The 20,875-nt window shown below is 59.5% G+C and carries 23 protein-coding genes and 1 riboswitch; of the genes, 10 read left to right on the forward strand and 13 right to left on the reverse strand.

The genetic code is table 11. The annotated features are described in order from the left end of the window. Window position 1: 1 nt before the first annotated feature. Window positions 2–970 carry a glycosyltransferase family 2 protein gene (locus ACP15L_RS14900; protein ID WP_425084779.1) on the reverse strand — a complete coding sequence of 323 codons (969 nt, stop codon included), beginning with the start codon at window positions 968–970 and terminating at the stop codon, window positions 2–4. 193 nt (window positions 971–1,163) lie between these two features. Here ACP15L_RS14900 and ACP15L_RS14905 point away from each other — a divergent pair, with 193 nt between their 5' ends. Continuing rightward, the gene (locus ACP15L_RS14905; RefSeq protein ID WP_425084780.1) at window positions 1,164–3,374 is read left to right on the forward strand and encodes a hypothetical protein; all 2,211 of its coding nucleotides are present in this window, start codon (window positions 1,164–1,166) and stop codon (window positions 3,372–3,374) included. A gap of 9 nt (window positions 3,375–3,383) precedes the next feature. Here ACP15L_RS14905 and dxs read toward each other — a convergent pair whose 3' ends face one another. The 6 genes from dxs to ACP15L_RS14935 form a co-directional block, all read right to left on the reverse strand. Then, the gene (gene dxs / locus ACP15L_RS14910) at window positions 3,384–5,312 is read right to left on the reverse strand and encodes a 1-deoxy-D-xylulose-5-phosphate synthase (RefSeq protein WP_425084781.1); all 1,929 of its coding nucleotides are present in this window, start codon (window positions 5,310–5,312) and stop codon (window positions 3,384–3,386) included. A 16-nt stretch (window positions 5,313–5,328) separates the two neighbouring features. After that, complete coding sequence (locus ACP15L_RS14915; protein WP_425084782.1) at window positions 5,329–6,195, reverse strand: polyprenyl synthetase family protein; 867 nt, start codon at window positions 6,193–6,195, stop codon at window positions 5,329–5,331. Beyond that, the gene (locus ACP15L_RS14920) at window positions 6,196–6,438 is read right to left on the reverse strand and encodes an exodeoxyribonuclease VII small subunit (protein WP_170484940.1); all 243 of its coding nucleotides are present in this window, start codon (window positions 6,436–6,438) and stop codon (window positions 6,196–6,198) included. Further along, the gene (locus tag ACP15L_RS14925; RefSeq protein WP_425084783.1) at window positions 6,435–7,361 is read right to left on the reverse strand and encodes a histone deacetylase family protein; all 927 of its coding nucleotides are present in this window, start codon (window positions 7,359–7,361) and stop codon (window positions 6,435–6,437) included. The genes ACP15L_RS14920 and ACP15L_RS14925 overlap by 4 nt, the downstream gene beginning before the upstream one ends. 69 nt (window positions 7,362–7,430) lie before the next feature. Beyond that, window positions 7,431–8,132: a response regulator gene (locus tag ACP15L_RS14930; RefSeq protein WP_425084784.1), complete on the reverse strand. Its 702-nt coding sequence runs from the start codon at window positions 8,130–8,132 to the stop codon at window positions 7,431–7,433. Further along, window positions 8,129–8,641: a MarR family winged helix-turn-helix transcriptional regulator gene (locus tag ACP15L_RS14935; RefSeq protein WP_425084785.1), complete on the reverse strand. Its 513-nt coding sequence runs from the start codon at window positions 8,639–8,641 to the stop codon at window positions 8,129–8,131. The genes ACP15L_RS14930 and ACP15L_RS14935 overlap by 4 nt, the downstream gene beginning before the upstream one ends. 159 nt (window positions 8,642–8,800) lie before the next feature. Here ACP15L_RS14935 and ACP15L_RS14940 point away from each other — a divergent pair, with 159 nt between their 5' ends. The 4 genes from ACP15L_RS14940 (at window position 8,801) to ACP15L_RS14955 (ending at window position 11,646) form a co-directional block, all read left to right on the forward strand. Then, entirely contained in the window at window positions 8,801–9,667 is an 867-nt protein-coding gene (locus ACP15L_RS14940; protein WP_425084786.1) for a branched-chain amino acid aminotransferase, read from the forward strand. A 111-nt stretch (window positions 9,668–9,778) separates the two neighbouring features. Further along, the gene (locus tag ACP15L_RS14945) at window positions 9,779–10,729 is read left to right on the forward strand and encodes a cupin domain-containing protein (protein WP_425084915.1); all 951 of its coding nucleotides are present in this window, start codon (window positions 9,779–9,781) and stop codon (window positions 10,727–10,729) included. A 111-nt stretch (window positions 10,730–10,840) separates the two neighbouring features. Continuing rightward, window positions 10,841–11,206, forward strand: a complete 366-nt coding sequence (locus ACP15L_RS14950) for an SPW repeat domain-containing protein (RefSeq protein ID WP_170692347.1) — start codon at window positions 10,841–10,843, stop codon at window positions 11,204–11,206. 251 nt (window positions 11,207–11,457) lie between these two features. Next, a complete protein-coding gene (locus ACP15L_RS14955) occupies window positions 11,458–11,646 on the forward strand; it encodes a hypothetical protein (RefSeq protein ID WP_425084787.1) in 189 nt (62 codons plus the stop codon). On the opposite strand, the gene cobO is transcribed toward ACP15L_RS14955, so the two are convergent. The 5 genes from cobO to ACP15L_RS14980 form a co-directional block, all read right to left on the reverse strand. Then, complete coding sequence (gene cobO / locus ACP15L_RS14960) at window positions 11,640–12,239, reverse strand: cob(I)yrinic acid a,c-diamide adenosyltransferase (protein WP_425084788.1); 600 nt, start codon at window positions 12,237–12,239, stop codon at window positions 11,640–11,642. The two genes, ACP15L_RS14955 and cobO, sit on opposite strands and share 7 nt — an antisense overlap. A gap of 56 nt (window positions 12,240–12,295) precedes the next feature. After that, on the reverse strand, window positions 12,296–13,231 hold the full coding sequence (locus ACP15L_RS14965; RefSeq protein WP_425084789.1) for a DMT family transporter: 936 nt from the start codon (window positions 13,229–13,231) through the stop codon (window positions 12,296–12,298). Window positions 13,232–13,285: 54 nt separating this feature from the next. Then, window positions 13,286–13,948 carry an HD domain-containing protein gene (locus ACP15L_RS14970; protein WP_425084790.1) on the reverse strand — a complete coding sequence of 221 codons (663 nt, stop codon included), beginning with the start codon at window positions 13,946–13,948 and terminating at the stop codon, window positions 13,286–13,288. Continuing rightward, window positions 13,932–15,032, reverse strand: coding sequence for a chorismate synthase (gene aroC / locus ACP15L_RS14975; protein ID WP_425084791.1), 1,101 nt, complete (start codon window positions 15,030–15,032; stop codon window positions 13,932–13,934). Before aroC ends, ACP15L_RS14970 begins: the two co-directional genes overlap by 17 nt. 141 nt (window positions 15,033–15,173) lie before the next feature. Next, window positions 15,174–15,611, reverse strand: a complete 438-nt coding sequence (locus ACP15L_RS14980) for a 6,7-dimethyl-8-ribityllumazine synthase (RefSeq protein WP_425084792.1) — start codon at window positions 15,609–15,611, stop codon at window positions 15,174–15,176. Window positions 15,612–15,686: 75 nt separating this feature from the next. Next, window positions 15,687–15,841, reverse strand: a riboswitch (FMN riboswitch). A gap of 54 nt (window positions 15,842–15,895) precedes the next feature. Here ACP15L_RS14980 and ACP15L_RS14985 point away from each other — a divergent pair. Together ACP15L_RS14985 and ACP15L_RS14990 are read left to right on the forward strand one after the other, a co-directional pair. Continuing rightward, window positions 15,896–16,525: an FMN-binding negative transcriptional regulator gene (locus tag ACP15L_RS14985; RefSeq protein ID WP_425084793.1), complete on the forward strand. Its 630-nt coding sequence runs from the start codon at window positions 15,896–15,898 to the stop codon at window positions 16,523–16,525. Window positions 16,526–16,581: 56 nt separating this feature from the next. Beyond that, window positions 16,582–17,190, forward strand: coding sequence for a glutathione S-transferase (locus ACP15L_RS14990; RefSeq protein WP_425084794.1), 609 nt, complete (start codon window positions 16,582–16,584; stop codon window positions 17,188–17,190). Window positions 17,191–17,193: 3 nt separating this feature from the next. Here the strand turns inward: ACP15L_RS14990 and ACP15L_RS14995 are convergent, their stop codons facing one another. After that, a complete protein-coding gene (locus tag ACP15L_RS14995; protein ID WP_425084795.1) occupies window positions 17,194–17,637 on the reverse strand; it encodes a c-type cytochrome in 444 nt (147 codons plus the stop codon). Window positions 17,638–18,098: 461 nt separating this feature from the next. Between ACP15L_RS14995 and petA the strand changes: the two genes are divergently transcribed. From petA to ACP15L_RS15010, 3 genes are read left to right on the forward strand one after another with little or no spacing between them, the layout of a single operon-like run. Next, window positions 18,099–18,683, forward strand: coding sequence for a ubiquinol-cytochrome c reductase iron-sulfur subunit (gene petA / locus ACP15L_RS15000; RefSeq protein ID WP_170379708.1), 585 nt, complete (start codon window positions 18,099–18,101; stop codon window positions 18,681–18,683). A gap of 14 nt (window positions 18,684–18,697) precedes the next feature. Beyond that, entirely contained in the window at window positions 18,698–20,029 is a 1,332-nt protein-coding gene (gene petB, locus ACP15L_RS15005) for a cytochrome b (protein ID WP_170379706.1), read from the forward strand. A 17-nt stretch (window positions 20,030–20,046) separates the two neighbouring features. Beyond that, window positions 20,047–20,835: a cytochrome c1 gene (locus ACP15L_RS15010; RefSeq protein WP_170640648.1), complete on the forward strand. Its 789-nt coding sequence runs from the start codon at window positions 20,047–20,049 to the stop codon at window positions 20,833–20,835. Window positions 20,836–20,875: the final 40 nt, after the last annotated feature.

The raw sequence follows: 20,875 nt of genomic DNA on the forward strand, positions 1-20,875 counted from the left end.
CCTAAAGGGCGGCTTTTAGCCCGTTTACAAGTTCATCCATTTCCGGATCCAGCTTCATTGAGGCTGCCTTGCGCCGGTGCCATTCGACCGCCCGTGCATGCAGATCGCCCAAAACCGGGTCCGATTTCAACTCATCCGCTAGCTTGTTGCTTTTGGGGGCGTATCGCTCAATCGAGGTGTCTTTCTCGTCGTTGAGGTTGAACCTGTCCCAGTATTCCATGCCCAGCACGTGGTGGCTGTGGTTCGCCCGTCCGCGCGCGCGTTTGATCAGAAAACTCTCCATTGAGCGCAACGCATAGTGGTTGACCTGCGCATGGGTAAACAGGGGCGGGTTCTCGGTGCGCTTACCGTCGATGACATAGTCCCCGCCACCGGGCAAAACTCGTTTCGTGTCCGGGATATGCTCATCCAGAGACACCGGCGCATGCAGGCCCATCCGCTTGAATTTGTGCTGGTTGGTGTAGAGGGACTTGACGAATTTACCGGTTTTGGGACGATCCTTTGCGTCCCATTCGAATTCGCCCATGGTGAATTGCTGGGTAACGGGCGCATCGTCGAACCGTTCGATGTGGTCTGGGCCGAATATCCGCCAAGGCACAGAGATCACATCCGCATCCGCACCGGACCCTTCGACCAGCGCACGGGCCGAGCCATCGCCCATATGGATATTCAGGTACTCATCCACATCGCAGACAAAGACCCATTTGGCGTCCATCACGATGTCGTAGCGGCGCGAGGCCTGCCGCAGGGCCGAACGGTGAATCCCGCCGCTGCGAATGATTGTGTTGTGCTGGGTGACCAGCCCCATCTCTTGTAGGCGCACAAGGATTTCGACGGTGGGATCGGTGCAGTCATTCGTGCAGACCAGAATATGGTCAAAGCCCAGCGTTTTGTAATGCGCCACCCAATCAATGATGTAGGGGCCTTCGTTTTTCATCGTGGAGACGACTGTATAAGTCTCATTGCTCATGACTGTCTGCTCGCTTGCCTGCTTTGGCGCCTGGGTCTTGTCTATGCGGCGCAAAACGGGATGCAGCAAGGTCACGCCCGGCCAACTATTCGCGCCTGCTGCGTAATCTGGCGGTACCCAAGCGCGGCGCAAGACCTTAGGATCAAGAAAACGACGCGTGTGCCAAAATACACGCAGGCACAAGGATACGCGGATGGCACGCACGCGCGAGGTCGGCACGTTATGGATCGGTGGCCCGCTCAGTTGGCTTGAACAGCTGTGCCTGAAATCCTTTGTGGATAAGGGGCAGAAGATCACCCTGTTTTCCTACGAGGATATCCCCAACGTCCCTGATGGTGTGATCCGCCGCGACGGGCGCGAGATCATAGATACCGACGATTTCATCAAATACGAACAGAAGAACTCCTTCGCGCTGTTCGCCGATTGGTTCCGGCTGCACATGATCCAGAAATGCCCCGGCATGATCTGGATCGACACGGATGTCTTCTGCCACCGTCCCATGACCTATGACAGCGACTATGTCTTTGGGTATGAGCTGCCGGACTCGCCTCGGATCAACAACGCGGTGCTGGGGATGCCTTCGGACAGTGAGCTGCTGCGCCAGATGCTGGACTTCACCGAGGATCGCTATTCCATCGCACCGTTTCTGCCTAAGGCGAAACAACGCGCCATGCAGCAGGCGGCGGAAAGTGGCGACCCAGTTCACATCACACAGCAGCCATGGGGTGTCTGGGGGCCGATGATGGTGACCCATTTTGTTCATGCCATGGATTGGGAACATTGCGCCCTGCCGGTCAGCGCCTTCTACCCGGTCACCTTCCCCGAGCGGTACAAGTTCATGCGTCGTGTGGCGCTGGCCAAGCAGCTGATTACCGAAGACACCACGGCACTGCATCTTTGGGCCTCGAACAAGCGCCAGTTGGGCAATCATCACAACGGCCTGCCGCCCAAGGGCACATATCTTGCCAAGCTTGTGGCCGAGACGGGCATCAACCCCGTCCTCGCGCCGATCAAAGGGCGTGGGCACACGGTGTTTGACGGCGCGCTGATTGATGAGGTCGACCTGACCGAGGTCCGCTCGGTCGCGGATTTGACCGGCAAGGCGCGCAGCTTTGTTCTGGCGCTGCATCACAAGTTCGATTGCGACGTCAAGCTGGTCGACGTGAACCGCCGCGGCAAGTTCAAACCCGAAGAGGAGCCGTGGATTGCCGACTATGTCACCTTTCTGACCGATCATGAGGTCGACTCGGACCGGATCGAAATCATCACCTCCGAGGACCGGATCAAGCCGGTGGACGTGCTGTGTAACCTCGAAGGGTTCGGTGATCGCTACAAGGTGCCGTTCCTTGAGAAATTCCTGACCCGGATGCTGCATTCCGACACGCGGCTGTTCATGGATATCCGCAAAGGCTCGGGCGCGTTTCCCTTCCTCAAGGCGTTTGGGACCAATGAAAAGATCGCCATGCATGAGGTTGACGGGCACGAGGTCACCCGCGTGAAGGTCTTGCCTAAACCACCCGAACCCACTGACGCCGCAAGCAGCTGGGCGCGGATCGCGACGGATCTTGCAGGCAAGGACGGCTGGTATCGACCCGGTGAGAACGGGCACTCGCTGCTTTTTATGCCACGGTCCAAGGACACTCTGGTCGTGACTTTCGACAATCTGGACGTGGCGATGAACAATCGTAAAGATCGCCGCCCATGGGGATATTCCTTCATCAAAGAGCAGAACTGGTCGATGCTCTCGGCCATAGCTGGCGGCTGGACCTGGTATCGCGAACCTTGGGTCTATGCCCAATTCGATGAGCTGAAGCAGAGCGGTTTCTTCAAGCAGTTTCAGCGCGTTGTGTTCTATGGGGCCTCGATGGGTGGCTATGCGGCCTGTGCCTTTTCTCCGGCAGCACCGGGCTGCGATGTGGTTGCGATCTCACCACAAAGCACGGTCGACAAGTCCGTTGTTCCGTGGGAGACGCGCTATAAAACCGTGTGGGATCGGGACTTTACCGGCCCCTATGGCGATGCCGCGCAGGTCAGTCAGGCCGCACGACGGGTGTCGATCCTTTATGACCCTTATGAGCCGCTGGATGCGGGACACGCGGCGCGGTTCACGAACGCCAACGTCTCGCATCTGCGCGCGCCGCTGTTGGGGCATCGGTTGGGGTCGTCTCTGCTGCAGATGGGAATCTTGCACCCGATCATTCTGGGGGCGTTGAACGGAACCCTGACCGAGGCTGAGTTCTACACCCTTCTGCGCGCCCGCAGACAATTCCCGCGCTACCAGCGAGAGCTGTTCAATCGCGCGGTCAAGAAAGGGCACAAGGACCTCGCCCGCCGCCTTGGGGCGCATATCCTGAAACAAAACCCCAACCGGGCCGTGCGGCTGGGGTTGAAGGAACTGAGTTAGACGCGGCGATCAAGCGCGTTTTTCACCGATGGTCGCAACGCCCAGAATATCCAGAACCTTGGCTTCGATCTGTTCTGCGTTCATGCCCGCCACCGCGTACATATCTGCCGGGCTGGCCTGATCAATGAAGATGTCGGGCAAGACCATCGAGCGGTATTTGAACCCGCGATCAAACACGCCTTCCTCGGCCAAGAGCTGCGCGACGTGACTGCCGAAACCGCCCACGGCGCCTTCTTCGATGGTGATCAGCGCCTCGTGGTTTTCGACCAGATTAAGGATCAGATCACGGTCCAGCGGCTTGGCAAAGCGCGCGTCCGCAATGGTCGGGGTGATGCCGCGAGCAGACAATGCCTCGGCCGCTTTCTGCACCTCGGCGAGACGGGTGCCGAAGGACAGAAAAGCCACGCGCGCGCCTTTCTGCATCAACCGGCCCTTGCCGATTTCAAGAACTTCGCCCCGTTCGGGGAGGTCAACGCCAACGCCCTCACCTCGGGGATAGCGGAACGCAATCGGGCCATCATCATGGGCTGCGGCAGTGGCAACCATATGCATCAGCTCGGCCTCATCTGCGGCGGCCATGACGACCATGCCCGGCAGATTTGCCATATAGGCAATATCGAAGGACCCGGCATGGGTGGCCCCATCCGCGCCAACAAGGCCGGCACGGTCGATGGCAAAGCGCACCGGTAAGCGCTGGATCGCCACATCATGCACAACCTGATCATAGCCGCGCTGCAAAAAGGTCGAATACATCGCGCAGAAGGGTTTCATCCCGCCTGCAGCCAGCGCGGCACTGAAGGTCACGCCGTGCTGCTCTGCAATCGCCACGTCAAAACAGCGCGAGGGGTAGCGTTCGGCAAACAGGTTCAGCCCGGTGCCATCGGGCATGGCGGCAGTGACGGCGACGATCTTGTCATCCCGCGCGGCCTCTTCGACCAGCGTTTTGCCGAAGACCGAGGTATAGGACGGCGCGTTTGAGGGCGCTTTTTTCTGTTCCCCCGTGACCACATCGAACTTGGCGGTCGCGTGGCCCTTGTCGCGAGCCTGCTCGGCCGGGGCGTAGCCCTTGCCCTTTTTGGTCAGCACGTGGATCAGGATCGGCCCCGTGGCCCGTGCCTTGACGGTGCGCAGAACCGGCAGCAATTGGTCCATGTCATGCCCATCAATCGGGCCGAGATAAGAGAACCCGAGCTCTTCGAACAAGGTCCCGCCAACGGCCATCCCTTTGAGCATCTCTTTCGCGCGTTTGGCCCCTTCGCGGAATGGCTCAGGCAACAGCGAGACCGCGCCTTTGGCGGCGGCCTTCAGCTCGTGAAACGGTTCCTCGGCGTAGATGCGCGACAGGTAGGTCGACAGAGCACCTACGGGTGGCGCGATGCTCATCTCATTGTCGTTCAGGATCACGATCAGGCGCTTTCGCAGGTGGCCTGCATTGTTCATCGCCTCAAACGCCATGCCCGCAGACATCGAGCCATCGCCGATCACCGCAATCGCATCGCCCAGCCCCTCGGGTGTTACACCGCCCAGATCGCGCGCAACGGCAAAGCCCAATGCGGCGCTGATCGAGGTGCTGGAATGCGCCGCGCCAAACGGGTCATAGGGGCTTTCGCTGCGTTTGGTGAAGCCGCTGAGGCCACCCTTCATGCGCAAGGTGCGGATACGGTCGCGGCGTTCGGTCAGGATCTTGTGCGGATAGCTCTGATGCCCCACATCCCAGATGATCTTGTCGCGTGGTGTGTCGAAGACTGCATGCAACGCCGTCGTCAGCTCAACCACACCCAGGCCTGCGCCCAGATGCCCGCCGGTGACCGAAACGGCCGAGATCGTCTCGGCCCGCAATTCCTGCGCCACCTGATGCAGTTGCGCGTCCGAGAACTGCTTCAAATCCGCAGGGCGGTTCACAAGGTTCAGCAGTGGCGTATTCGGACGGTCAGACATTTGGCGCGTTCCTGGCTTAGCTGTCCCGGGCAATAACGAAGCGAGCAGCGTCCTTCAAGGTTTCAGCCTTGGCCCCATACCCATCCAGCGCGGCGCAGGCTTCGCCCACCAGCTCGGCTGCACGGGCCTTGGCTGCATCCAGCCCCAGAAGCGAAACAAAGGTTGCTTTGCCCGCATCCGCGTCTTTCTGCAGCCGTTTTCCTGCCTTTTCGGCGTCGCCCTCGATATCCAAGATGTCATCGGCGATTTGAAAAGCAAGCCCAAGGGCTTGGGCATATTGGCGCAACGGTGTCGGATCGGCTTGCGCCAACCGAGCACCCGCACAGGCGGACCATTCGATCAGTGCCCCGGTTTTGCCCGCTTGTAGCCGTGTGATTTCGTCTAGCGACAGCGGCGCAGAGGCCGTTTCGGCCGCGATATCCAGTGCCTGACCCAGAACCATACCCTGCGCCCCGCTTGCTTTGGCCAGGGTCATCGCCAGTTCGGCGCGAATCTCGGGCTTGCCGACTTCGGGCCGTGTGCAAAGCTCGAAGGCCAGGGTCTGTAAGGCGTCTCCGGCCAGAACGGCGGTGCCTTCGTCCCATTTCACGTGAACCGTTGCGCGCCCTCGTCGCAGGTCATCATCGTCCATGCAGGGCAGGTCATCATGGACGAGGGAATAGGCGTGCAACGCCTCAATTGCCGTCGCAGGCCAGATTGCCTGAGCGGCGTCAATGCCATGCAAACGCGCGCTTTCCAGGACCAGAAACCCCCGCAGACGCTTTCCGCCTTCGGTGGCGTAGGCCATGGCCCGCGTCACATCCAGATCGTCAAGCGCCCCCAGAATCAGGTCAAAATGGCTCTGAACCCGCGCCGCATCCTGCGCCAGCCTGTCGCGAAACACTTACTGACCTTCGACTGGAGTCGTCCCGGTTGGCTGCCCGCTGGCGTCCAGCGTGATGGCGGCGACCTTCTCTTCGGCACGCTTCAACTCATCTTCGCAACGCTTCTTCAAAGCCGCGCCGCGCTCATAGAGCGCAATCGACTGATCCAGCGCCACATCACCGCGTTCCAGCTGGCCCACTACAGCCTCAAGCTCTTTCATCGCCTGTTCAAACGTCATCTGCTCAACGGGGGTATCGGTCATCGTGCTGCCTTCATCAGTTCTTCCACATGGGCGCGTGTCGCCTCGGCCAATGCGTTCAGATCATACCCGCCTTCCAGAGTCGAGACGATACGACCCTCACAAACCTCATCGGCGATCTTGCACAGCTCGGTGGTGATCCAGGCGAAATCGCCCGTGGACCAGTTGAGATTGGCCAGCGGATCGTCCTGATGGGCATCAAACCCGGCCGAGATAATGATCAGTTCGGGCTTAAAGGCTCTCAGGCGCGGGAAGGCTTGCGACTCATAGGCTGCGCGCATCTCAGCCCCACCGCTTGCGGGTGGCAGGGGGATGTTCAGAACCGTGTCATATGCACCGGTTTCATCAGGGCGACCGGACCCGGGCCATAAGGGCATCTGCTGGCTGGTAATCACAAGCGCGCGTTTTTCGTCCCATAACAGGTCCTGCGTGCCATTGCCGTGATGCACATCGAAATCCACCACCGCAACACGGCCCAGCCCGTGATGGTCCAGAGCATGTTTTGCACCCAAAGCGGCATTGCCGAACAGGCAAAACCCCATCGCCTTATCGGTCTCCGCGTGGTGCCCCGGAGGCCGAATGGCGCAAAACGCATTCGGGACCTCGCCAGACAGCACCAGATCTACCGCCCGAACAACGGCCCCAGCGCCCCGATACGCGGCATCGACCGAGCCTGGAGACATAAACGTATCCCCATCAATCTGCGTATACCCTTCTGCAGGCCGCGCGGCCCGTATATCGCGAATGTAGTCCTCAGGATGTACCCGCAGCAAATCGTCATCCGCCACCATCGGAGCGGTCCTGCGGTCCAGGTCCAATGCCTCCAGCGCATGAAGTATATGCTCTAGCCGCGCCACCCGCTCAGGATGGCCATCGGGGGTGACATGGCCCAGACAATCTGCATGGGTCAACAAGGCCGTCTTCATCGGGATCCCCTCTTCATCTGGCTAAAAATATCCTCGCCGAAGGCATAAAATCGCCGCGCAGCGGCCCGGTCAATCCGGTGCCAGCATATACCCTGCTCCGCGAACGGTTTGCAGGTATCGGGGCTGTTTGGGGTCCTGTTCGATCTTGCGGCGCAACCGTGTGATCTGCACGTCAACTGCCCGTTCCTGCGCCTGCCCCTTGTCACGTCCCAGATCCTCGACCAGTTTCGCGCGGCTGATCGGCTCACCCGGTTTGGCCGAGAAGATCTTCATCAACTGGCTTTCGGTTGCGGTCAGACGCACCGGGTCCTCACCCTGCCACATCTCTCCTCGTTCGATATCATAGCGGATCGGGCCAAGGGTCAGGATTTTCGCTGCCGCATCCTGAGCCGGAGCTTCGGGCATCCGCCGTAGAATGGCGTTGATGCGCAGTAACAGCTCTTTCGGCTCAAACGGTTTGGCCAGATAGTCATCCGCCCCGGCCTCAAGACCCGCAATCCGATGCTCGGTCTCTCCACGCGCCGTCAGCAAAAGGATGGGGGTGCTGTGGGTCTCGTGCAGCGCTTTGGTCAGGCTTACGCCATCCTCGCCGGGCATCATCACATCCAGAACGATCATGTCAAAGTCCAGCCCGGACAGCACACGGCGCGCATGCGCCGCGTCGCGCGCGGCGGTCACCAGAAACCCGTTCCGCATCAGGAATTTTTTCAGCAGGTCGCGAATGCGCTCGTCATCATCGACGATCAGCAGGTGGGCATCCATATCGCTCATGAGGTCGTATCCCGCAACTTCTTGTAAGCATGACGCATATCAGCATCCATCATTGCTTCAAGTACTTTGCGGAAACCGGCCACGGCTTCGGGCCCCGCATCCTTATATGCGGCTCGCATGCGCGCGCGTTGGGCGTCTGACAATGTTGACTCAAGTGCGCGGCCTTTTTCCGTCAGAAACAGATGCCGCTCGCGCTTGTCGACGGTCCCAACCCGGCTTTCGACCATGCCGTCTTCGATCAGGGTCCGCAGCACCCGGTTCAGGGATTGTTTGGTCACGCCCAGAATGGCCAGGAGGTTGTTGACCGTCGTGCCGGGGGCGCGGTTGATGAAGTGGATCGCCCGGTGATGCGCCCGCCCGTAAGACATGTCCGAGAGGATACGATCCGGATCCGCCGTAAACCCCCGATAGGCGAAAAACATCGCCTCAATCCCCTGCCGCAACTGCTCATCGGTTAGGAATAACAGGCTTTCACCCCCATATATCGGGGCGGGGCGGATTTCGGACATATCATGCCTCATGGGTTACTCGGTTTACAGTTTAAGTCAGCCTTATTGACATTCCAAGGGCAGACAGGTATCGAATCGCAGTTTTTGCGCAAGATTGTGTCCGCTCCGGTCCTAACTAGCGCAACATTCGCAAATTCAACCCGGTTCAGGAGGTTTCGCATGGCGGGGTATGATGATCGTGATGGCACCATCTGGTTGGATGGCAAGCTGGTCCCATGGCGCGAGGCCAATGTCCACATCCTGACACATGCGATGCACTACGCCTCGTCCGTGTTCGAGGGCGAGCGCGCCTATAACGGCAAGATCTTCAAAAGCCGGGAACATTCCGAACGTCTGATCGCCTCGGCCGAGGCGTTGGATATGCCGATGCCCTACGATGTGGATCAGATCGAGGCCGCCAAGGAAGAGGCCTTGAAAGCCAGCGGCCTGCAGGACGCATACGTCCGCGCGCTGGTCTGGCGTGGGTCGGGCGAGGATATGGGCGTGGCCTCGGCCAAGAACCCCGTGCGGATGGCTGTCGCCGTCTGGCCGTGGGGGGCATATTACGGCGACGCCAAGATGCAGGGTGCCAAGCTGGACATCGCCGATTGGAAACGCCCTAGCCCGGAAACCATCCCCGTGCATGCGAAAGCGGCGGGTCTCTACATGATCTGCACCATCTCCAAGCACAAGGCCGAGGCCAAGGGCTGCTCGGATGCGCTGTTCATGGACTGGCGCGGCTATGTGGCCGAGGCCACCGGTGCAAACGTCTTCTTCGTCAAGGATGGTGAGGTCCACACACCGCTGGCGGATTGCTTCCTGAACGGCATTACACGCCAGACCGTGATCCAGATGCTGAAAGACAAAGGCATCACCGTGCATGAACGCCGTATCAAGCCCGAGGAAATGGCTGATTTCGAACAATGCTGGCTGACCGGAACGGCGGCCGAGGTCACTCCGGTGGGCCAGATCGGTGACTACACCTTTGAAGTGGGCGACCTGACCCGCGAAATCGCAGAAGACTACGAGAAACTCGTCCGCTCCTGATAAGACCTGAAACCCCCGCTTCGGCGGGGGTTTTTGTCGCAGATCGTGCAGAGTGTCTTGCAGATCGTTCAACAGCATGGACCTTGGCGTGCTGCGCTGTATCTTTGTCCTATGTTGGACCTTCTCAGCGATATCCTCACCCGCCTATCCCTGCGCGGTACGTTCTATTTCCGAACCTCCTTCACCCCGCCTTTCGGGGTTCAGGTGCCCGGCTTTGAAAACGTGGCCCGGTTTCATTTCGTCCAACGCGGAGAGCTGAAGGTCAACATCCCGGCAACTGGCGAGACTGTGCGTCTGAAACAGGGCGATCTGATCGTGATCCCGCATGGCGCGCAACATGCGCTGCTGTGCAATGAGGTCAGGCCGTTTGACGCTCTGCCATTGGAACAGGTCCTAGATATCGCGGGCTATACCGGTGAAGGCGTTCTGGTCTATGGCGGCGGGGATGAGGAACGCGACACCCAACTGATCTGTGGGCATTTTTCCTTCACGGGACAGGCTGGCCGGAATGGCACCGGTCATATGCTGATCGACCGGCTGCCGCCCTACATCCTGATCCAGAACTACGGACAAGAAGCGGGATCGTGGATCGAGGCCACCCTGCGCATGATCGGCTCAGAAGTGTCCGGCGCGCGGATTGGCGGTGACCTGATTGCTCTGAAACTGTCCGAAGTGCTGTTTGCTCAGGCGATCCGGGCCTATTTGGAGCATCAAAGCCCTGACGATGACGCCTTGGCCGGGTTTGCCGACCCACGAATCTCGCGCGCTTTGACCGCGTTCCACCAAGCCCCCGCGCAGGAATGGAGCGTGGCCAGCCTTGCCAACGAGGCAGCGATGTCGCGCACGGCCTTCGCTCAGCTCTTTGCCGAGAAGATGGGAACCACCCCGATGCAATATCTGACGGACTGGAGGATGCAGATCGCCTGCCACGGTCTGACCGAGGGGCGTTGGAACGTGGCCGACGCCGCAGCCGAGGCCGGATATGCATCTGAGGCGGCGTTTTCGCGGGTGTTCAAGAAGCAGGTCGGAGTATCCCCGGCCGCTTATCGCGAGATGCACTGATCCACCAATACTTCTGAACGATCTGCAATGTTTTGCAAACGATCTGGGCTGCTGCGGTCCCAATGCAGGTCCTATTCTTGATCTGTCTCTGATTGAGGAAAGGAAACCCAGATGTCCCTCCGTTTTGTCACACGCAATATTCACGCTTATCTCGACTATCCCGTTGCCATTGCGTTGATGGTGCTGCCCTTTGTTCTGGGGTTGGGCCAATCCAACCCGCTGGCGCTTTGGCTGTCCGTTGTCACTGGCGTTGCCGCTTTCGTCCTGACGGTGTTCACCGACCATCACCTGGGGATTTGGCGGGTGTTGCCTTACAAACTGCACCTCGCGGTGGATCTGGCCGTTGGTGTGACCTTCCTATTGGCCCCCAGCCTGCTTGGCTTTTCGGGAATCGACGCGTTGTTCTACTGGCTGAACGGGGCCGCTGTAGTCGCTGTGATCTCGCTCAGCGCGCCTGAACAGACCGCAGCGGCCTGATTCCAGTCTATCCCTCACTGCTCAAAGCCGCGCCATCTTGCGCGGCTTTTCCCTTTTTTAGGATCTGCTTTTCCGGGCAAAGCAGGCTCGCTATCTTGCCCGGTCGTTTCCCTTGCAAAAACCGACAAAAACAGTCAGAAAAAATCAACGCCAGATGAACCGATCAAGCACATGGTTCCGGGGCGGTCTGTGGGCTCAGCAAGTTCAGTCGTGATGGCCCGCCACCGTTCCGGGAACGACCGAGGGCACCGATGCGTACCAGATTTGACGAGCTGCTATCCGACCCGTGTTGCGCGTCCTGCGATTGCGACGCACTAGCCTCGGATGTCGCGGCCTATCTGGATCGCAAGACCTGCGACGCAGAAAAATGCCGAGAGCTGAACCAACAGCCCTCGGACGATGTTCTCAGAGAAACACCCAAAAGGGCGCGCGGTCAGTAGTCCACGCCGCGCTGGGCTTTGATTCCGGCCTTGAAAGGGTGCTTTTCTTCGGTCATCTCGGTAACCAGATCGGCATAGTCCCGCAGTTCTTGCGGGGCATCACGTCCCGTCAGGAATACGCTGGTCTTGTCGGAGCGGCCATTCAACCCCTCGATCACACGCTCAACTGACAGGTATTCGTAGCGCAGCGCGATGTTGATCTCATCCAGTACGACCAGATCGTAGTCTCCGCTGGCCATCAGGTCGCAAGCCTTGTCGAACGCGGCTGTGGCGGCCGCGATGTCGCGCTCGCGATCCTGAGTGTCCCAGGTGAAGCCTTCGCCCATCGTGTGCCACGTCACCAGATCGCGTTCTTCGAAAAAACGCCGCTCGCCGGTTTTCCATTTGCCCTTGATGAACTGAACAACGGCAACCTTTTGGCCCCAACCTAGCGCACGGATCACCACTCCAAAAGCGGCCGAGGATTTGCCCTTACCCTTGCCGGTATTGATCAGCACCAAACCACGGTCAGGGTCGACCGCTTCGGACACTTTCTTGCGGTGCTTGGCCTGCACCTTTTGCATCTTTTCCTTGTGGTTTTGTGCGTCACTCATGCGGAGCCCTCATTAATTGTTGCGCTCAAACTAAGCGAAGTTGGCGAAAGGTAAAGTCACGGTTTGTGGTCGGTTAAAGACCGCGCCTTGCCGCGCTCCAACCCCAGCTGATGTTCGCGCCAGACTACGACCACATTGCCTGCAATCACCAGCGCCGCACCCAGCAAGATCGCCAGCGTTGGCAATTCATCGAACCAGAAATAGCTGATTGCAATGGCGAAAAGCATGGTTGTGTAGTCATAAGGTGCCAGCATCGACGCCTGACCAAACCGATAGGACGAAGTGACAAGGATCTGCGCAACCCCACCGATCAGGCCCACAACGACCAATAGCAGAGCCTGATCCAGTGTCGGCATGGTCCAACCCCAAAACACGGTCAGCGATGAAAGTAGAGTTGCGGTGATTGAGAAATAGAACACGATGGCGGCGGGGTGGTCTACCTTGACCAATTGCCGGATATGGATTTGCACAAAGGCCCGCGCAATGGTTGCAGCCAGAACGCAAAGGGCGCCAATCGTTGCCGCCACCTCCATCTCGGTGCTGCCGAGCCGAGGCCAAAGCATGATCAGAACCCCAACCAGCCCAAGCATCACCGCACCGATGCGGATTATGCGAATGCGCTCACCCAACAGCAGGGCGGCCAGGACGAGGGTGAAAATCGGGGTCGCGTAGCCAATGGCGGTGACCTCGGGCAAAGGCAGTAGGCTGAGGCCGGTAAAGGTCAGGCCCATCGCGCTGGTGCCCAGAACGCCGCGCCAGAAATGACCCATAGGTTTCTTCACGACAAAACCCTGCGACAGCTCCCCGCGCCAGATCAGCCAGGCGATGATGACGGGAATCGCCAAGAGAGACCGGAAAAAGACCAGCTCACCCGGTGGAAAATCTTCGGACAACGCTTTGACCAAGGCCGACATCAAAGTGAACAGCATCAAGGCGGTCAATTTCAGGCCCACAGCAAGAGCGGGGCGGTGCGATGTCAAGGATTGTGCCATTGGCCGGGAACCTGCGCTTTTGGCGCGGAAAGATCAACGACGGGATTGTACCAATCAGGGGGAATTCCAGGCGTCGGGGACAGGGTGGCCGATTTCATCCGCGAAGGCCCTGAGGAATTCAAGCATCTGCGCCTGGCGTTCTTGCGCCAGAGCATGGCCCGCCTCGGTCAACATATCGTCGGGCAGGCTCAGCAGCTTTACTTTCCAGTGGTCGATCGAGAAATTCAGGTCGTCCAGATCGCGCGCCTCGGCAAATGGATCCTCGGGGTCATAGAGATCCCGGCCCAATGCACCAGCCACCGCAAAGGTGCGCGCGATACCGATGGCCCCCAGCGCATCGAGCCGGTCCGCATCTCGCAGGATGCGGGCTTCGGATGTGCGGGGCGGGATGTTGGCTGAGAAGCTGTGCGCCTCAATCGCGTGTTGGGTGGCTTGGATCTGCGCGTCAGAAAAGCCCAATTCCTGCAGAATAGGCTCTGATTCCTGCGCGGATTGGCGTGAGGCCAAGTGGCGGTTCGGGTCGTTCTTTGGCAGGTTGATCAGATCATGTAGATAGCTGGCGGCCAGCAACACAGCCATGTCCGCCTGATCATCCGCAATCGCTTGTGCGTTTCGCCAAACACGGTCCAGATGCGCCAGATCATGGGCTGGATCGGTCTGCATACGCTGAGCGACGATGCCGCGCAGGTGTGTGCGCAGATCAGCCAATTTGTCCACGGTTCTCGCCAATCTGGCCTCTGTGCAGCAGCAGATGGTCAAGGATCACGCAGGCCATCATCGCCTCACCCACCGGCACGGCGCGGATACCGACGCAAGGGTCGTGGCGGCCTTTGGTGATGATCTCAGTTTCCTCACCGGATTTGGTGATCGTCTTGCGCGTGGTCAGAATTGACGAAGTCGGTTTGACGGCAAAGCGCACCACGACATCCTGCCCCGTGGAGATCCCGCCAAGGATGCCACCGGCGTGGTTCGAGCTGTATTGCGGGCCGTTCTGGCCCATGAAAATCTCATCCGCGTTGGCCTCGCCGGTCAGTTCAGCGGCGGCCATGCCTTCGCCGATCTCGACGCCCTTGACTGCGTTGATCGACATCATCGCGGCGGCCAGATCAGTGTCTAACTTGGCGTAAATCGGCGCGCCGAGCCCGGCGGGGACGCCGCGCGCGACGACTTCAATGATCGCGCCGACCGAGTTGCCGGACTTGCGCAGGTCATCCAAATAGGCGGCCCAGTCCTCGGCGGCTTGGGCGTCAGGCGTCCAGAAGGGGTTCAGTTCGATCTGCGACCAGTCGAAATTGGCGCGGTCGATCCTGTGAGGGCCGATCTGGGTCATGTAGCCGGTGATCTGCACATTGGGTGCGAACTGTTTGATCGCCTCGCGCGCCAACCCTCCGGCCGCAACGCGTGAGGCGGTTTCACGGGCCGAGCTGCGCCCTCCACCGCGATAGTCGCGGATGCCGTATTTCTGCCAGTAGGTGATATCGGCATGTCCCGGGCGGAACTTCTCCATGATATCACCGTAGTCTTTCGAGCGCTGGTCGGTGTTCTCGATCATCAGCTGAACGGGCGTACCGGTGGTCTGGCCTTCGAACACGCCAGAGAGGATTTTGACCTGATCAGGTTCGCGCCGCTGCGTGGTGAACTTGTTCTGCCCCGGTTTGCGCTTGTCCAGCCAGTGCTGGATCATCGCCTCGTCGATCTTCACGCCCGGAGGGCAGCCGTCGACCGTCGCGCCCAAAGCGGGCCCGTGGCTTTCGCCCCAGGTGGTGACGCGGAAGAGGTGTCCAAAGCTGTTCATCGACATGGGGCGGGCTCCTTTGCGGGGTTGTGATTAGCGGGGAGAGCCTTTGGCCTCAAGCGAATTTGCATTTGATATAGGGGGAGGGGGCTCTGCCCCCGTCGCGCAAGCGCGCCTCCCCCGAGGTATTTTCAAACAGAACAAGGATCAGGTTGCGTTGATCGCCTGGCGGGTTTTTGTGATGTTGAGGGCGGCGGTGGCGGCCTCGCGCCCTTTTTGTACGAAGTGGTCGCGGTAGATGGCGTTGTGGTGGTCGGTTTCCTGATATTGGTGTGGGGTGAGCGAGACCGATAGCACCGGAACGCCGGTGTCGAGGCTTGCGCGCATCAAGCCGTCAACCACGGCTTGGGCCACGAAATCGTGCCGGTAGATGCCTCCATCAACCACGAAGGCAGCGCAGGCGACGGCGGCATAATGGCCGGTTTGTGCCAGATCACGGGCGATCAGGGGCATTTCAAACGCGCCGGGGACGTCGAACACATCCACCTGATCGGCGGGGATGAGTTCCAGAAACCCTTCAAGCGCGCGGTCAACGATATCGGAATTCCAGTTGGCTTTGATAAAAGCATAGCGGGTGTGTGTCATCATGATCTCCTTAGCAAAACAGACACTTCACCCAAGGCGATCACGAGCGGACACGCCGCATCACCGACGTATCTGGCACGTTCTCTTTCATCCGGACTTTAACCGTCGGCTCTGGCCTCTCACCAGATCTGCTGACACCCCTCCGTAAACACGGCGAGGCCGCTCGCGGGCTTGCGGATCAACGCCCGCATACCGCCGGTGGGGAATTTCACCCCGCCCTGAGAACGAGGCGGACCTTGCATAGATTGGGCCTCCTCTGCAAGAGATTTGGCAGGAGGAATCTCATGCACCCGAATCCCGCATTTCGCGCTGAGGAGATCAGCCGACATATCGCCTTTGCTCGCGAACGCGCCTTTGGCGTTTTGGCTGTGTCGACGGATGCTGCGCCATTGATCAGCCACGTGCCGTTTCTGCTGTCTGAGGATGGCGCGGTGGCTGAGTTGCATCTTGTCCGGTCGAATCCGGTTGTTCGGTTGCTGAAGGCACCGCAGGCAGCCCGGATCGCAGTTTCGGGGCCGGACAGCTATGTGTCGCCCGATTGGTATGAGGTGAGCGATCAGGTGCCGACATGGAACTATGTCGCTGTTCATCTGACCGGCGTTCTGGAATTGCGCCCGGCGGATGAGATGCGAGACCTGCTAGACCGGCAGTCGGCGTTTTTCGAAGACCGACTGCGCCCGAAGCCGCCCTGGCACAGCAGCAAGATGGATGACGACGCGCTTGACCGGATGATGCGGATGATTCTGCCCTGCCGGATGCGGGTTGAGGATGTTCAGGGCACGTGGAAGCTGAACCAGAACAAACCTGATGACGTTCGGATGCGGGCGGCGGAGCAGGTCGGGAGTTTTGGAATCGGCTCGGAGGTGCAGGCCCTACAGGTGTTGATGCGCGCTGTAGAGCCCTCGGGGAAATGACGGCTTTTGTTTTCTGCACCCTGTTGTAAGGTCGGCCCAAGTAAAGGAGCGCGCTCATGAAACTCTATCACAGTCTGACTTCGCCTTATGTCCGTAAGGTAATGGTTTTGTTGCATGAAACAGAACAACTGGGGGATGTTGAGTTGGAGACGGTGGCGGGTACGCCTGTGGCGCCAGCCGCGCCCTTGATTGGCAAGGCACCTTTGACAAAGGTGCCGGCCCTGGAACGCCCCGATGGCCCGACCCTGTTCGACAGTCGCGTGATCTGCGCCTTTCTGGATGACCGCGCCGGGGGGCGGCTCTACCCCGAAGGTGCACGGCGCTGGGATGTTCTGACGCTTGAGGCGCTGGCAGATGGCATTCTGGATGCCGCGCTGCTGATGACATATGAAAGCCGGCTGCGTCCCGAAGACAAGCAATGGGATGAATGGGTCGACTCGCAATGGGTCAAGGTTGAGCGCGCCTGCGCCGTCCTGAACCAGCGCTGGATGGCGCATCTGTCGAGCCCGCTGGACATGGGGCAGGTGGCCGTTGGCTGTGCGCTGGGCTATCTGGACCTGCGCCACGATGCGCGCGGCTGGCGCAAGGGCAATGATGCCCTCGCAACCTGGTTTGCCGAGTTTGACGCGCGTCCGAGCATGGTCGCCACGCGCCCGGTGACGTAAACCTTACTGGCTGAACGTCGCCAGATAGGCGGCGATGTCGTCCGCGCCTTTCTTGAGCTTCACGCTCATATTCGGGCGGGCGGTATCGTCCTGCAGGAACTCTTTGATGAACCCGATCGGGTCCTCGGAGTAGGCGGCGATGTTTTCCTCGGTCCAGACCAGACCTGCGTCACCGGCGCGGATCATGTCGTCGGTGAACATGCCGATGGGCAGGCGTTCGCTGCCATTGCGATAGTCGTTCTCGGATCCGGCGGTGCGGCCCACGACCCCGTATAGGTTGGGGCCTGTGATGCCGCCTTTGACTAGAACCTCGCCATCCTTGATGATCGCGTGGCAGGCCGAGCAGCGGTTGTAGAGCTTTTCGCCTTTGGCGGGGTCTCCGGTCGCGGCGGCTTGGGTCGACACAGAAATCGTTAACAGAACGGCGGCCAAGTGGGTCTTTGACATGGGGGTCTCCTGATCGGCGTTCGCGCGAAACCGGGCATCAGGTAATCGCGCAATAAGTGCAACAGGAAACAGCCTCGTTCGCGGCGCGAAAAATCGTCTATTTCAGGCATATGATTTGTTGCTGAACAAACCCGGTTTCGTATGTCGGATTTTTCAGATTTTCGCACCAATGCGACCCGCTTGTGCTGTCGGCCCGGGTTCGCTGACCCCAGTCAGATCGGGGTCACAGGGCGCGAATCAAGCGGGGCTGATTCGACGCGTCGTCGAAACATGAGGGCGAGAAACATCAAAAAGACTGCCCCGCGCGATGATAAATTACGCAGATGCGGCGTATTGCGCATTCAACACCGCTGGACGAATACTATTCTGCTCGGTAGAGAATTCCGCTAAGACCCGGCATCCGTGCCGGGTTCCAGCTATTGGCCCGTTCGCACGGGCGCTAGACAATCGGAGAAAACCTCGTGTCCCACGTAGAAGACCACGAAGGCACCCGCAGAGATTTCCTGTACTACGTCGCGGGCGGCGCAGGGGTCGTTGCGACCGGTGCTGCGGTATGGCCCATGATCAATCAGATGAACCCGTCGGCGGATGTGCAGGCTCTGTCCTCGATCCGTACGGATGTAAGCGGGGTTGAGCCGGGTACACAGCTGACGGTCAAGTGGCTGGGTAAACCGGTCTTCATCCGTCACCGCACCGGCGCTGAAATCGCCGAAGCGCAGCAGCAGGACGAAGAAGCGGTAGGTAACCTGCCAGACCCGCTGGCCCGGAACTTCAACATCAACGCCGATGCACCCGCGACCGACGCAAACCGCGTCATGCCATCGCCCGAAGGCGAGGCAGAGGGCGCGTGGATCGTTCAGATGGGCGTTTGTACCCACCTGGGTTGTGTGCCTCTGGGTGATGCCGGCGACTTTGGCGGCTGGTTCTGCCCCTGCCACGGCTCGCACTACGATCTGGCAGGCCGGATCCGCAAAGGCCCCGCGCCAGAGAACCTGCCGATCCCACCGGTCGAGTGGGTCGACGCTTCAACCATTAAACTCGGCTAAGGGAGACCCAACTTATGTCCGGCATTCCCCACGATCACTACGAGCCGAAGTCAAACGGCGAAAAGTGGCTGCACAGCCGCCTGCCTATCGTCGGCCTTATGTACGACACCCTGATGATTCCCACACCCAAGAACCTGAACTGGATGTGGATCTGGGGCATCGTTCTGGCCTTCTGCCTGGTGCTGCAAATCGTCACCGGCATCATGCTGGTTATGCACTATACGCCGCATGTCGATCTGGCCTTCGCCAGCGTCGAACACATCATGCGTAACGTGAATGGTGGTTATTTCATCCGCTACCTGCACATGAACGGCGCGTCGCTGTTCTTTGTCGCGGTCTACATTCACATGTTCCGTGGTCTCTACTACGGCTCATACAAGGCCCCGCGTGAGATCACGTGGATCATCGGTATGCTGATCTACCTGATGATGATGGGCACCGCCTTCATGGGCTACGTTCTGCCCTGGGGCCAGATGTCCTTCTGGGGTGCGACCGTGATCACCGGCCTGTTTGGCGCGATCCCGTTTGTGGGTGATGCGTTGCAGACATGGCTGCTGGGTGGACCCGCAGTGGATAACGCCACGCTGAACCGCTTCTTCTCGCTGCACTATCTGCTGCCGTTCATCATTGCGGCGCTGGTTATCGTGCATATCTGGGCCTTCCACACCACCGGCAACAACAACCCTACGGGTGTTGAAGTACGTCGCGGCTCAAAGGCCGAGGCCGAGAAAGACACGCTGCCCTTCTGGCCGTATTTCGTGATCAAGGATCTGTTCGCTCTGGCGGTCATCCTTGTCGTGTTCTGGGCCATCGTGGGCTTCATGCCGAACTATCTGGGCCATCCCGATAACTATATCGAGGCCAACCCGCTTGTGACGCCTGCACATATCGTGCCCGAATGGTATTTCCTGCCGTTCTACGCGATCCTGCGCGCCTTCACCGGCGAGGTCTGGGTTGTTCAGTTCGCCAGCTTCATCACCGGCGGCATCATTGATGCGAAATTCTTCGGTGTTCTGGCGATGTTCGGTGCGATCCTGGCCATGGCCCTGGCGCCCTGGCTGGACACCTCGACTGTACGTTCGGGTCGGTATCGTCCGATGTTCAAATGGTGGTTCTACCTGCTGATCATCGACTTCTTTGCCCTGATGTGGCTGGGTGCGATGCCTGCGGAAGAGCCCTATGCGACCTTCTCGCTGATCGCGTCTGCGTACTGGTTTGCGTATTTCCTCGTAATCCTGCCGCTGCTTGGCGTGATCGAGAAACCTCTGGCTCCGCCTGAGACCATCGAAGAAGACTTCAACGCGCATTATGGCAAGGCTGACGCCGACGCCACGCCGGCCGAGTAAGAAGAGGGACCGGAAACATGTTCAAGAAACTTGCAATCGGTGCTGCGTTTGCCCTGGCCCTTGCCCCTGCCGCTTCCTTTGCGGCAGGTGACTATGACACTCACATCGAGGATTTCGACTTCTCGTTTGAGGGTCCGTTTGGAACCTGGGACCAGAACCAGCTGCAACGCGGTCTTCAGGTCTATACCGAAGTCTGTGCGGCCTGCCACGGCCTGCAATACGTTCCTCTGCGCGATCTGGAAGCGCTGGGTTACAGTGAAGAGCAGGTGATCACTTATGCGGCGGACAATTTCGAGGTTTTCGACCCCGAATTGGACGATTTCCGCCCGGCGATCCCAACTGACCACTTCCCGGCGAACAACGGTGTTGGCGCGCCGGACCTGAGCTTGATGGCCAAAGCGCGCGCGGGCTTCCACGGCCCCTACGGTCTTGGCATCAACCAGCTGGTCAAAGGCATGGGCGGCGCGGAATACATCGCCTCTCTGCTGGACGGCTACACTGGTGAAGAGAAGGAAGAGGCGGGCACGATCCTTTACGAAAACAAGGCCTTCCCCGGAGGCTGGATTTCGATGGGCCCGCCGCTGTCCGAAGATCAGGTTGAATTCGCCGATGGCCACGCGGCCACTGTCGAAGCCATGTCCGAAGACGTTGCAGCCTTCCTGATGTGGGCCGCTGAGCCCAAGCTAACGGATCGTAAGAACGCCGGTTTTGTCGGCGTGATCTTCCTGACCGTCCTGTCGGTGCTGCTGTATCTGGTCAATAAGCGCCTGTGGGCACCGCATAAGGGCAAGCTGCGCGAGCAGTGAAGCTTTTGAGCTTTGGAAATTGAAAACCCCCGCGCCTATC

The sequence above is a fragment of the Ruegeria profundi genome (genome assembly GCF_049800715.1).
GTDB lineage: Bacteria > Pseudomonadota > Alphaproteobacteria > Rhodobacterales > Rhodobacteraceae > Ruegeria > Ruegeria profundi_A.